The following is a 12,978-nucleotide window of genomic DNA, read 5'->3' as shown; positions in this document are numbered from 1 at the left end:
GTCGCGCAGGGGCTTGGAACGGTCAAGTCGGGAGCGAATGGAAAGTTTCGCGGGATACAATTCCGTTTTCCAATTGGCACGCGGGGACGGATCGTGGATTTCAGCTTCACCGAAGAGCAGTTGATGATTCAGGACGTGGCGCGCCGGATCGCGCAGGAGAAGATCGGCCCGTCCGCCGAAGACCACGACCGCAGCGGCGAATTCCCGCTCGAAAACATCCGCCTCCTTGGCGAAAACGGCCTGATGGGCATCGAGGTGCCGGGCGAATACGGCGGTGCGGAAATGGATCCGATCGCCTACGTGCTGGCGATGGTCGAGATCGCCAAGGGCGATGCCGCCCACAGCACCATCATGTCGGTGAACAACTCGCTGTTCTGCAACGGCATCCTGACCCACGGCACCGAAGCGCAGAAGCAGAAGTACGTGCGCGCGATTGCCGAAGGCAAGGAAATCGGCGCCTTCGCGCTGACCGAGCCGCAGTCCGGTTCCGATGCCACTGCCATGCGTTGCCGCGCGGTGAAGCAGGCCGACGGCAGCTTCAAGATCAACGGCAAGAAGAGCTGGATCACCTCCGGTCCGGTCGCCAAGTATTTCGTGCTGTTCGCGATGACCGATCCCGACAAGGGCGCGCGCGGCATCACCGCCTTCCTGATCGACGGCGATCGCGCCGGCTTCCATCGCGGCAAGACCGAGCCCAAGCTCGGCATCCGCGCCTCGGCGACTTGCGAAATCGAGTTCGCCGATTACGTCGCGCAGCCGGAAGACGTGCTGGGCGAGGAAGGCCACGGCTTCAAGATCGCGATGAGCGTGCTCGACGCCGGTCGCATCGGCATCGCCTCGCAGGCGATCGGCATCGGCCGTGCCGCCTATGAGGCGACGCTCGCCTACGTCAAGGAACGCAAGGCCTTCGGCCAGCCGATCGGTGCGTTCCAGATGACCCAGGCCAAGATCGCCGACATGAAGTGCAAGCTCGACGCTGCCTTCCTGCTGACGCTGCGCGCGGCGTGGCTGAAGGGGCAGGGCAAGAAGTTCACCACCGAAGCCGCGGTCGCCAAGCTCACCGCGTCGGAAGCGGCGATGTGGATCACCCACCAGGCACTGCAGATCCATGGCGGCATGGGCTATTCCAAGGAAATGCCGATCGAGCGCTACTTCCGCGACGCCAAGATCACCGAAATCTACGAAGGCACCAGCGAAATCCAGCGTCTGGTGATCGCCCGCCACGAAACCGGCCTGCGCTGAGCTGGCCCCTTCGCCGTACCCAAGGTTGATGACATGACATCGAAGAAACCTGCTCCAAACAAACCAATTCCCGACGAACGCGCATTCGCGACTGCGCTCTACGCCCACCAGTCCCCCGGGGAAATGCAGGCGCAATCCGCCGCGACCTGGGCCGCGATCGCCAGCGACGCACTCGCATTCGCGCGCAAGCGCAAGCGTGGCGCCGCCGCGGTCCGCGTGTTCAATCCGACCGCGAAGGCCAATGGCTGGGAATCGCCGCGCAGCGTGCTGCAGGTCGCCAACGACGACATGCCGTTCCTGGTGGATTCGATCACCAATGCACTGACGGAGCGCGGCATCGCCGTGCACACGCTGCTGCATCCGGTGCTGAACAACGAATCCTTCATCCATGTCGAAATCGATCGCCTGGATGCCGCCGACGCCAAGGACGTGGAGCGTGCGATTACGGCGGTGCTCGCCGATGTTCGCGCCTCCGTCGAAGACTGGCCGCGCATGCGCGAGAAGATGGAAGTCGCCGCTGAAGGCCTGGCCAAGGGCAAGAGCCCGGTGTCGGCCGAAGTGCTGGCGGAATCGCGCGAATTCCTGCGCTGGGCCGCCGACAACCATTTCACGTTCCTCGGCTATCGCGAATACAAGGTCGAGAAGCGCGGCGGCGAGGACATGCTGGTCGCGGTCGACGGCAGCGGCCTCGGCCTGCTGCGCGGCAAGGATTCCGGCAAGCCGCGTCCGCTGAAGTCGATGGACGCGCATCGCGTGCAGCAGTCGGGATTGCTCGAACCGCTGATCCTGTCGAAGACCAATGCGCGCGCCAGCGTGCATCGTCGCGGCTACATGGATTACATCGGCGTGGTGGAATTCGATGCCAAGGGCAAGCCGGTATCGGAAAAGCGTTTCATCGGCCTGTTCACCTCCAGCGTCTACAACCATCGCCCGTGGGACATCCCGGTGGTGCGCAGCCGCTACGAGCGCGTGATGAAGGAATCCGGCCTGCCGGCGCAGGGGCACAGCGCCAAGGCCTTGCGCCACATCATGGAAACGCTGCCGCGCGACGAACTGTTCCAGTCCACCCACGGCGAACTGCTGTCGCTCGGCAACGGCGTACTCGGCCTGCAGGAGCGCGTCGACAGCAAGCTGTTCCTGCGCCGCGATCGCTACGGTCGCTTCTACTCGGTGCTGGTCTACGTGCCGCGCGAACGCTTCAACACCGACATGCGCCTGCGCATCGAGGCGATGCTGAAGGATGCGCTGTCCGCCGACCATGTCGAAAGCCATGTCACGATGGGCGATTCGCCGCTGGCGCAGCTGCACCTGATCGTGCGTCCGCGCGAAGGCGCGCGCGAGGCCAAGTTCGATATCGCCGGACTGGAAGCACGCCTGGCCGAAACCGTGCGCAACTGGCACGACCGCCTCAACGACGTGCTGGTGGCGCGCCACGGCGAAAGCGAAGGCCTGGCACTGTCCAAGCGCTTCGGTCGTGCCTTGAGCGCTGCCTACATCGAGGAAGCGACGCCGGAAGCGGCCGCCAACGATGTGGTTGAACTGTCGAAGCTGACCAGCGACGACAGCCTCGGCATCAACCTGCGCACCGATCCCGCCGCCAGCCATTGCGCCAATTGCATCGAGGTCAAGCTGTTCCATCGCAACGGCAGCCTGCCGTTGTCGGAAGTGCTGCCGATGCTCGACAACATGGGCCTGCAGGTCATTACCGAGTATCCGCACGACGTCGTCGTCGACGGCCAGCCGTATTCGATCCAGGACCTTGAAGTGCGTCCGTCCGCGGGGGCCGCGATTAACGACGGCAGCGTCGGCTTCTTCACCGAAGCCTTCGGCCGCGTCTGGCGCGGCGAACTCGAGAACGACGGCTTCAATCGCCTGGTGCTCGGCGCCGAACTGCGCTGGAAGCAGGTGGCGATGCTGCGTGCCTACTGCAAATACCTGATGCAGCTGGGCGTGCCGTTCTCGCAGAGCTACGTCGAAGCGACCTTCGCGCGCTATCCGCTGCTGGCGCGCCTGCTGGTGGAATATTTCGAGGCGCGCTTCGATCCGAATACCGGCAAGGAGAGCAAGGCGGAAATCGCCGCCGGCGCCAAGACCTTCGCCGCGCAGATCGATGCGTTGTGCGGTGGCGACGAGGCCGCCAGGGCCATCATCGAGCCGGTCGTCGCCGCGCGCAGCAAGGCGCGTGACGCACAGGTCGATGCAACGCGTGCGGCGATCATCGCGCTGCTGGACCGCGTCAAGAGCCTCGACGAGGACCGCATCCTGCGCAGCTTCATGGGCGTGATCGACGCGACCCTGCGCACCAACTATTACATCGACTATGTCGACGGCAAGCGCAAGGACGGCGGCCCGGCCGACTATCTCGCGTTCAAGCTCGACTGCGCAGCGGTGCCGGACCTGCCGAAGCCGCGTCCGTATCGCGAAATCTGGGTCTGCGGGCCGCGCGTGGAAGGCATCCACCTGCGTTTCGGACCGGTCGCGCGCGGCGGCTTGCGCTGGTCGGATCGCCGCGAAGACTTCCGCACCGAAGTGCTGGGCCTGGTCAAGGCGCAGATGGTGAAGAACACGGTGATCGTGCCGGTCGGCTCCAAGGGCGGCTTCTTCCCGAAGCAGTTGCCGGACATGGCGACCGACCGCGACGGCTGGTTCAACGAAGGCGTGGCCTGCTACAAGCGCTTCATCAACGGTCTGCTCGACATCACCGACAACATCGCGGCGAACGGCAAGATCGTGCACCCGGATGGAGTGGTCCGCCACGACAACGACGATCCGTATCTCGTCGTTGCCGCCGACAAGGGCACCGCGACCTTCTCCGACATCGCCAACGGCATCGCCCAGGCGCACGGGTTCTGGCTGGACGACGCCTTCGCCTCCGGTGGTTCGGTCGGCTACGACCACAAGGGCATGGGCATCACCGCGCGTGGCGCGTGGGAATCGGTCAAGCGCCATTTCCGCGCCATGAACCGCGATTGCCAGAAGCAGGACTTCACCTGCGTCGGCATCGGCGACATGTCGGGCGACGTCTTCGGCAACGGCATGCTGCTGTCGAAGTGCACGCGTCTGATCGCCGCGTTCGACCATCGCCACATCTTCCTCGACCCGAACCCGGACACCGCGATCTCGTTCAAGGAACGCCAGCGCATGTTCAAGCTGCCGCGTTCGAGCTGGGCCGATTACGACGCCAAGCTGATCAGCAAGGGCGGCGGAGTGTATTCGCGCGCCGAGAAGTCGATCAAGCTGTCGCCGGAAATCAAGGCGGCGCTCGGCATCGCCAGCGACGTCCAGGCGTTGAGCCCGACAGAACTGATGTCGGCGATCCTGAAGTCGCCGGTCGACCTGCTGTGGAACGGCGGTATCGGCACCTACGTGAAGTCGAGCCGCGAGACCAATGCCGAGGTCGGCGATCGCGCCAACAACGCGTTGCGCGTGGATGGCCGCGATCTGCGCTGCAAGGTGGTGGGCGAGGGCGGCAACCTCGGCCTGACCCAGCTGGGCCGCGTCGAAGCCGCGCAGCACGGCGTGTTGCTCAACACCGACTTCATCGACAACTCCGCGGGCGTCGACACCTCCGACCACGAGGTGAATATCAAGATCCTGCTCAACGGCGAAGTGCAGAAGGGCAAGCTCAAGCTGCCCGAGCGCAACAAGCTGCTGGCGTCGATGACCAACGAGGTCGCCGACCTGGTGCTCAACGACAACTACCGCCAGAACCAGGCGTTGAGCCTGATGGAGCGGATGTCGCAGTCGCGCCTCGGTTCCAAGCTGCACTTCATGCGCACGCTGGAAGCGCAGGGCCTGCTCGATCGCCAGATCGAATTCCTGCCGTCCGATGCCGAGCTTGCCGAGCGCAAGGCGCGCGGCCAGGGCCTGACGCGTCCGGAACTGTGCGTGCTGCTGTCGTACTCGAAGCTGGTGGCGTATCCGCAACTGGTGGCCAGCGACGTGCCGGAAGATCCGTACCTGTCGCGCGAACTGGTGCGCTACTTCCCCGAGCCGCTGCAGAAGAAGTACGCCAAGGCGATGGAAGACCACCGCCTGAAGCGCGAGATCATCGCCACCGCGGTGACCAACTCGACCATCAATCGCATGGGCGCGACCTTCCTGATGCGCATGCAGGAAGACAGTGGCCGCAGCATCGGCGACATCGCCAAGGCCTACACCATCACCCGCGAAACGCTGGACGCGCGCGACCTGTGGGCGCAGATCGATGCGCTCGACGGCAAGGTCGACGATTCGGTGCAGGTCGACGCGTTGATGGTGATCTGGGAACTGCAGCGCAGCTTCACCCGCTGGCTGCTGTCGCGCCCCGGCGCGATCCCGAACATCCAGGACGCGGTCGATCGCTACCACGACGGGTTCCGCGACATCCGCGCCGGCGAGGGCATCCTCCATCCGTCGCAGCGTCCGGCGTACGAGGAAACCCGCAAGATGTGGCGTGCCAAGGGCGTGCCGGCGGCGCTGGCCGACCAGCTGTCGGCGCTGCCATACCTCGAGCCGTGCCCGAACATCATCGAGCTGGCCCGTGCGCGCAAGCTCAAGGTGATTGATGTCGCCAAGGTGTATTTCCGCCTGGGCGATGCCCTGCGCGAGCCGTGGCTGCGCGAGCAGATCGAGGCGCTCAAGGTCGACGGCCGCTGGCATGCGGTCGCGCGTGGCGTGCTGCGCGACGAACTGGCGACGCAGATGCGCAAGCTGACCGAGCAGGTCCTGCCGATGGCCGGCAAGGACGCGGAGGCCAAGGTTGCGGCATGGCTGGGTCGCGATGACCAGACGCTGCGCTTCACCTTGTCGATGCTGTCGGAACTGGCGGCGCAGAAGACGCTGGATTACCCGACCGTCTCGGTCGCGGTGCAGCGCCTGGCGCAGCTGGCCGATCGCAGCTGATCGTCGTCGCGATGTCGACCGACCGGGGCCCAAGTGGCCCCGGTTTCGTTTTATCCTGCCTGCATGGCAGACCCACGCATCGCCTTCCTCGCCAGCAATAGCAGCGACGCGCAGTCGGCGCTGGCTGCGCTCGAGTCCGTCCATGGCCGCACCAGACTGGAAGATGCCGACGTGCTGGTCGCGCTTGGCGGCGACGGTTTCATGCTGCAGACCCTGCATCGCCACGGTGGACTCGGCAAACCCGTCTACGGGATGAAGCTCGGCACGGTCGGCTTCCTGATGAACCAGTACCGCACCGAGGAGCTCGCGGAACGCATCGCCAGCGCGGAACCGGCGGTGCTGCATCCGCTCGAGATGACCGTGCAGACCGAGTCCGGCGCGACCGTGACCTTGCTCGCCTACAACGAGGTCTCGTTGCTGCGTCAGACCCGCCAGGCCGCGCACATCGCCATCGACCTGCACGGGCAGACGCGGCTGGAAGAACTGATCTGCGACGGCGCGATGGTGGCGACGCCGGCTGGCAGCACCGCCTACAACTTCTCCGCGGGGGGGCCGATCCTGCCGCTGGGCGCGAATGTCGTCGCGCTGACGCCGATCGCGCCATTCCGGCCGCGGCGCTGGCGCGGCGCGGTGCTGAAGGCCGCCACCGAAGTGCGCTTCCGCATCCTCGATCCCTACAAGCGCCCGGTCAGCGCGACTGCCGATTCGCACGAAGTGCGCGATGTCGTCGATGTCGCCGTGCGCGAGGCGCCGGGTCGCGCCGTCACCTTGCTGTTCGATGCCGAGCACGGCCTCGAGGAGCGCATCCTCAGCGAACAGTTCATCGCCTGAGTCCAACCTCCGATGAGGACAATCCCATGGTTTGGAAAACGATTGCCGCATTCGCCATCGGCGGAGCCGCATTGATGTCGACGCCCGCATGGAGCGCCGACGACTGGCGCGCGGCCGGCCAGCGTGGTTACGAAGCCGCGGATCCGATGATCGGTACCGGCGGCGATGGCCACACGTTCCCCGGCGCGACCTTGCCCTTCGGCATGGTGCAACTCAGCCCCGACACGCGGATCCAGCAGCGCAAGGACGGTTACGGTTGGGCCGCCGGCTACAACCATCGCGACAGCAGCATCGTCGGGTTCTCGCATACGCATTTTTCCGGCACCGGCCATTCCGATCTCGGCGACGTGCTGTTGATTCCCCAGGTCGGCGAGGTCAAGACCGAACGCGGCGATCCCGACAAGCCGGGCAGCGGCTACACCGCGCATTTCAGCCACGACAGCGAAGTCGCCAAGCCGGGCTATTACGCGGTGACGCTGGATGATCGCGACGTCCGCGTCGAGCTCACCACCACGCAACGTACCGGCATGCATCGCTACACCTTCCCGAAAGGGAAGCAGGCCCACGTGCTGGTCGACCTGCGCACCTCGATGTACGACTACCCGGGCAAGGTGCTGTGGTCGCGCCTGCGCCTGCGTCCCGACGGCACGGTGACCGGATTCCGCGAGACGCGCGGCTGGGCGCCGGGGCGCCAGCTCTATTTCGCTATGCGTTTCTCGCGACCGTTGACCGGCCATGCGTTGCAGGACAGCGAGAAGGACGTGCCCTACAAGGGCTTCGCCACGCCGGCTTCGAAACAGCCGGCGCAACGCGCGCAGATCGAAGGTCGCCAGCTGACCGGCAGCTTCGATTTCGGCGCGCTGGATGCGCCGCTGGTGGTCAAGGTCGCGATCTCGCCGGTGAGCGAGGAGGGCGCCATCGCCAACCTCGACGCCGAAGCCGCGGATTTCGATTTCGACCGCGTCCATGCGCAGGCGCGCAAGACCTGGGAAGACGCGCTGGGCGTGCTCGACATCCGTGCGCCCGACAGCGATACGCGCATGGCCTATTCGGCGCTGTACCACGCCTATATGGGGCCGTCGCTGTTCATGGATGTCGATGGCCGTTATCGCGGCCCGGACAATGCCGTGCACCAGGCCAAGGGTTACACCAACTATTCGACGTTCTCGCTGTGGGACACCTATCGCGCGCTGCATCCGCTGCTGACGCTGACGCGCCCGGCGCAGCAGACCAACGACATCGTCAATTCGCTGCTCTCCAGCCAACGCGAAAGCCCTTACGGCATCCTGCCGGTATGGGCCTTCCACGGCCAGGAAACGTGGACGATGATCGGTTACCACGCGGTGCCGGTGATCGCCGACGCCTGGATGAAGGGTATTCGCGGTTATGACGGCGCGATGGCATTGAAGGCGATGACCGCCAGCGCGGAATACGGTCCCTATGGCGGCCTCGACAGCTACATGAAGCGCGGTTACGTCGCCATCGACGAAGAGGGCGAAGCGGCATCGAAGACATTGGAATACGCCTACGATGACTGGACCATCGCCCGCGTCGCGCAGACGATGGACAGGAAGGATGTTGCCGATCGCTACTTCAAGCGCGCGTCGAACTGGCGCAATGCATATGACCCCGACACCGGCTTCATGCGCGCACGCCTGAGCGACGGCAAGTTCCGCACGCCGTTCGACCCGGTCGCCAGCGGCTACGGCACCGACTACACCGAAGGCAATGCCTGGCAGTACTCGTGGTACGTGCCGCAGGACGTTGCCGGGCTGGCGAAGGCGCATGGCGGCAGCGACAAGCTGCTGGCGAAACTCGACCAGGTGTTCGATGCCAAGGTCGATCCGAAACTGTTCGAGCACATGGAAGACATCACCGGGCTGATCGGCTGGTACGCGCACGGCAACGAACCCAGCCACCACGTCGCCTACCTCTACAGCTACGCCGGCCAGCCCTGGCGCACGCAGGCGCGGCTCGGCGAGATCATGCGCACCCAGTACGCGCCGCGTCCCGATGGTCTGTCCGGCAACGATGATCTTGGCCAGATGTCGGCGTGGTACGTCTTCACTGCGATGGGCTTCTATCCGGTCACGCCGGGCAGCAACGAATACATCATCGGCCGGCCGTTCCTGCCGGAAGTCGCGCTGCACCTGCCGAACGGCAAGACTTTCCGCATCGTCGCCGAAGGACTGGATGCCGCCCATGGCTACATCGGCAGCGCGAGTCTCAATGGCAAGGCCTTGGATCGCGCCTTCCTGCGCCACGACGAAATCATGACCGGTGGCGAACTCCGCTTCCGCATGCAGGCCGAGCCGAACAAGGCCTGGGGCACGCATCCTGATCGCCAGCCTTACTCGATGAGCGCAGCCGGATCGCAGTGAGCGAGACCACGCCAGTGCAGACTGTGGTGATGGAGCCAGCGAAAAAGCCGACCCTGGTCGTCGCGATCACCTCGCGTGCGTTGTTCGAGATGGAGGACAGTCACGGCCTGTTCGAGCGCGAGGGCGTCGAAGCCTTCAGTCGCCACCAGCGTGCCCGCGAGGACGAGCCGCTGCCGCCGGGCATCGCCTTCCCGCTGGTGCGCAAACTGTTGTCGTTGAATGTGCGGCTCGGTGCGACCGCGGAAACACCCTTGGTCGAAGTGATCCTGCTGTCGCGCAATTCGCCGGATACCGGCCTGCGCGTGTTCAATTCGATCCAGCATCATGGGCTCGACATCCGTCGCGCCACGTTCACCTCGGGCGCGCCGGTGTGGCCTTACATCAAGCCGTTTGGCGCTTCGCTGCTGCTGTCGGCCAATCCGGAATCGGTGCGACGAGCGTTGGATGCCGGCATCGCCGCGGCGACGATTCTTCCCGCGCATGCAAGCGAATCCACTGGCGAACAATTGCGGATCGCCTTCGACGGCGATGCCGTGGTCTTCGGCGATGAAGGGGAACGCGTCTCGCGCGCGCAAGGGCTGGAAGCGTTCGGGCGGCACGAGCGCGCGCATGCGCACGAACCGTTGTCGGGTGGCCCGTTCCGGCCGTTCCTGCAAGCCTTGCACGACCTGCAGCTGATGTTCCCGGCGGGCGACGACGCGCCGATCCGCACCGCGCTGGTCACCGCGCGTTCCGCGCCCGCGCACGAACGTGTGATCCGCACCCTGCGCGAATGGGATGTGCGCCTGGACGAAGCCCTGTTCCTCGGCGGGCGCGACAAGGGCGAATTCCTCAGCGCGTTCGGCGCCGATATCTTCTTCGACGATTCGTTGCACAACATCGATTCGGCGCGTCGCCATGTCGCGGCCGGTCATGTGCCGCATGGCGTCGCCAACGAATGAAGCTCAGTTCCGCTTCGGTTGCGGTGCCGGCAACCGGATGTTGGTGATTTTCCAGCGCAATCCGCGCGGTTCGAGCACGAAGCCGACGTCGCCGCCATCGGTCGTCAAGGTCGCGACGTAGCGGTTGAGCGATTCGAAGCGGCCATGTGCGCCGGTGAACGGATCCGCCGGTCGTGGCTGCTTCACCACGCCATTGCCGACGGTATCGCCGCTGGCCTGCTTGTAGAGCGCATCGCCCTGCAGCAGCACGCCGACGCCGGCCGGGGTCGCCATCGCGTTGACCGCGTTCTCGGAGATCGCCTTCGCTGCCTGGCCGATCAGCCCGCCATTGGCGCCGCTGCCGAGCCGTGCGGAAATGCCGCGGGCGATGCGATCCTCGATCTGCGGCGACAGGTTGCTGCGCAATGCCGCGAAGTCGACATAAGTCTCCAGCGCGCTCGCGTCCTTGGCGGCGATCGCCTTGCGCAGGCCGTGGATTGCCGCGAACGGGCCTGAGAACCAGAAGACGGCGAGGACCACCAGGAGGATGGCGACGACGATCGAGATGCGGCGTTGCACGCGGGTCATGGTCAGAACTCCAGGTCGAGGGCGGCGCAGAGATAGTCGACGAAGGGCGCCAGCGTCGAAAAATCCCTGGCCAGCAGTTTCACCAATCCCGGCGATGTCATGTCGCTGTCTGCAAGGGCGCGGACCATCACGAAATTGCGATGGCGCAGGTCGTCGGCGTAGGCGAAATCCTTGGGGAACCCCGTCGGCACCCGCGTCAGCATCTCGTCGGATTCGAGATCGAAGCGCTTGCGAATGGCCGGCGCGTGCGCGGCGGCTTTCCATCCCGTCGGATTGTCGACGATGAACTGGCGGATCTTGCGTTGCGTCGGTGGTTCCGGGTGCCAGATGCCGGCACCGACGAAGCAATGGCCCGGTTGCAGGTGCAGGTAGAAGGAGGGTGCCGGCAATTCGTTGCGGCGCTCGTGGAAGAGTCGCGCGCCCTGCCAGCCCTTGTAGGGCGATTTGTCGTTGGAAAATCGGGTGTCGCGATGGATGCGGAACAGCGAGCCGCCATTGCCGCGCGGATCGGCGCGGAAATGCTTGCTGATCTTGGCGAGTTCCGGCTGCAGGTCGAGCATCAGCTGCTGGAACGGCGCCTTCAGATGCTGTTCGTAGTCGCCCTTGTGGTCGAGGAACCACTCGCGGTTGTTGTTGCGCATCAATGCGCGCAGGAAACGGAAGGTCTTGTCGTTGAAATGGGCGGTCATGCCAGGCTGGCCTCGATGCGATCGCCCCAGTGCGTCAATGCGTCGAGCAGCGCCAGTTTGTCCGGCGCCTCCGCATGCTGGTGGCGCAGTGTCGTGATTTCGTCGCGATAGGACTGCAAGGTGTATTCGCCCATGCCGGGCTCGAGCATGCGGTTGTTGCGCAGTTCGTTCCAGCGATCCTGCTCGGCGAAGGCCAGCGTCTGCGGCCAGTTGCGCGCGCGGTAGCGGAAGAACAGTTCGCGCAGGCGGTCGTCGCGGAACGGAAAATCCTCTTCGCGCAGGCGCTGCGGCGGCGTGCCGCGCAGCAAGGGAAACATGCGGCGGTCGCTGTCGGGCAGGAAGCGGTCGTAAAGGGCGCCATCGGCGTCGCTGGGGGCGAATTCGCGTTCGTGGGCATAGACGCGACGGATCTTTTCCGCCAGCTGCGGCCCGGCGTTGCGCAGGCGTTCGGCATTCGCCAGCACCGCGGCAGGATCGATCATCAGGCGTTGGAAATCGGCTTCGCGCAGGTGCGTCCATTGCACCAGCATCGGCGAGCGGTTGAGGTGGATCTCCTTGAGCGGAATCCGTTCGACACCCTCGGGCAGGGCATCGCTGGCGACGAACAGCCGTGCGGCGATGGCATCGGTATCGAGGTCGAGCAGTGCACGCGGATCGCTGGCGAGATCGAAGACGACTACCCGGCCATCGAATTGCGGATGGCGGGTCAGCGGCAGTACCGGTGCCGCGCACAAGCGCGAGGCCGGGTAGCGCTGCGAGACGTGCAGCAACGGTTGCGGTCGCATCGGATCGACCAGGTCGCCGACGTGGCGCTTGTCGCGCAACTTCAATGCGTAGTCCCACAGCCGTGGCTGGGTATTGCGGATCAGTCGCGCCAATCCGAGCGTGGCGCGCACGTCCGAGAGTGCTTCGTGGGCATCGCCTTCGCGCAGGCCGTTGTCCTCGGCCAGGTGTTCCAGCTTGAAACTGGTGCCGCCGTCGTCGCGCTGGCGCCAGCGGATGCCTTCGGGGCGCAGGGCATGGACCAGCCGCGCGACATCGAGCAGGTCCCAGCGTGAATTGCCGTTCTTCCATTCGCGCTCGTAGGCGTCGTGGAAATTGCGATACAGCCCGAAGCGGATGAATTCGTCGTCGAAACGGATGCTGTTGTAGCCGAGGCTGCAGGTGCCCGGTTCCGACATCAGCTCGGCGATGCGCGCGAAGGCCTCGGCCTCGACCACGCCATGGTGCTGGGCGTGCTGCGGGGTGATGCCGGTGATGAGGGTCGCGATCGGCGAGGGCAGCAGGTCGTCGGCGGGCTGCACGTAGAATTCGTGCGGTTCGTCGATCTGGTTCAACGCCGCGTCGGTGCGGATGGCGGCGAACTGCGCGATGCGCGTGCGCCGCGGATCCTGTCCGTAGGTTTCGAGGTCGTAGAACAGGAAGCTGTCGGTCATTCCCGCA

The 12,978-nt window shown here is 65.3% G+C and carries 8 protein-coding genes; 5 read left to right on the top strand and 3 right to left on the bottom strand.

Going from position 1 to position 12,978, the window contains the following annotated elements; genetic code table 11:
- Window positions 1–72 precede the first annotated feature (72 nt).
- The 5 genes from ABE093_RS01400 (at window position 73) to ABE093_RS01380 (ending at window position 10,279) form a co-directional block, all read left to right on the top strand.
- Window positions 73–1,242 carry an acyl-CoA dehydrogenase family protein gene (locus ABE093_RS01400; RefSeq protein ID WP_430760054.1) on the top strand — a complete coding sequence of 390 codons (1,170 nt, stop codon included), beginning with the start codon at window positions 73–75 and terminating at the stop codon, window positions 1,240–1,242.
- 33 nt (window positions 1,243–1,275) lie between these two features.
- Window positions 1,276–6,126: an NAD-glutamate dehydrogenase gene (locus ABE093_RS01395; protein WP_430759074.1), complete on the top strand. Its 4,851-nt coding sequence runs from the start codon at window positions 1,276–1,278 to the stop codon at window positions 6,124–6,126.
- A 63-nt stretch (window positions 6,127–6,189) separates the two neighbouring features.
- Window positions 6,190–6,957: an NAD kinase gene (locus tag ABE093_RS01390; protein WP_430759073.1), complete on the top strand. Its 768-nt coding sequence runs from the start codon at window positions 6,190–6,192 to the stop codon at window positions 6,955–6,957.
- Window positions 6,958–6,983: 26 nt separating this feature from the next.
- Window positions 6,984–9,338, top strand: a complete 2,355-nt coding sequence (locus tag ABE093_RS01385; RefSeq protein ID WP_430759072.1) for a GH92 family glycosyl hydrolase — start codon at window positions 6,984–6,986, stop codon at window positions 9,336–9,338.
- Between the two features lie 29 nt (window positions 9,339–9,367).
- Window positions 9,368–10,279, top strand: a complete 912-nt coding sequence (locus tag ABE093_RS01380; protein WP_430759071.1) for a 5'-nucleotidase — start codon at window positions 9,368–9,370, stop codon at window positions 10,277–10,279.
- Between the two features lie 3 nt (window positions 10,280–10,282).
- Here the strand turns inward: ABE093_RS01380 and ABE093_RS01375 are convergent, their stop codons facing one another.
- From ABE093_RS01375 to sbcB, 3 genes are read right to left on the bottom strand one after another with little or no spacing between them, the layout of a single operon-like run.
- On the bottom strand, window positions 10,283–10,846 hold the full coding sequence (locus ABE093_RS01375; protein WP_430759070.1) for a DUF2939 domain-containing protein: 564 nt from the start codon (window positions 10,844–10,846) through the stop codon (window positions 10,283–10,285).
- Window positions 10,847–10,848: 2 nt separating this feature from the next.
- On the bottom strand, window positions 10,849–11,535 hold the full coding sequence (locus ABE093_RS01370; RefSeq protein ID WP_430759069.1) for a DUF2461 domain-containing protein: 687 nt from the start codon (window positions 11,533–11,535) through the stop codon (window positions 10,849–10,851).
- Window positions 11,532–12,971 (bottom strand): exodeoxyribonuclease I, encoded by a 1,440-nt coding sequence (gene sbcB, locus ABE093_RS01365; RefSeq protein WP_430759068.1) that lies wholly within the window; start codon window positions 12,969–12,971, stop codon window positions 11,532–11,534. Before sbcB ends, ABE093_RS01370 begins: the two co-directional genes overlap by 4 nt.
- Between the last annotated feature and the right edge of the window lie 7 nt (window positions 12,972–12,978).

This window comes from Solilutibacter silvestris, from assembly GCF_050574925.1.
Taxonomy (GTDB): domain Bacteria; phylum Pseudomonadota; class Gammaproteobacteria; order Xanthomonadales; family Xanthomonadaceae; genus Solilutibacter; species Solilutibacter silvestris_A.
Note: the sequence above shows the minus strand (reverse complement) of the source record. Positions and strands in the feature narration are given on the sequence as shown.

Excerpts from the sequence above, each read along its gene's own strand:
- ABE093_RS01380 (WP_430759071.1), top strand. The coding sequence starts at position 9,368 with ATGGAGCCAGCGAAAAAGCCGACCCTGGTCGTCGCGATCACCTCGCGT.
- ABE093_RS01375 (WP_430759070.1), bottom strand. The coding sequence starts at position 10,846 with ATGACCCGCGTGCAACGCCGCATCTCGATCGTCGTCGCCATCCTCCTG.
- ABE093_RS01385 (WP_430759072.1), top strand. The coding sequence starts at position 6,984 with ATGGTTTGGAAAACGATTGCCGCATTCGCCATCGGCGGAGCCGCATTG.
- ABE093_RS01395 (WP_430759074.1), top strand. The coding sequence starts at position 1,276 with ATGACATCGAAGAAACCTGCTCCAAACAAACCAATTCCCGACGAACGC.
- ABE093_RS01370 (WP_430759069.1), bottom strand. The coding sequence starts at position 11,535 with ATGACCGCCCATTTCAACGACAAGACCTTCCGTTTCCTGCGCGCATTG.
- sbcB (WP_430759068.1), bottom strand. The coding sequence starts at position 12,971 with ATGACCGACAGCTTCCTGTTCTACGACCTCGAAACCTACGGACAGGAT.
- ABE093_RS01390 (WP_430759073.1), top strand. The coding sequence starts at position 6,190 with ATGGCAGACCCACGCATCGCCTTCCTCGCCAGCAATAGCAGCGACGCG.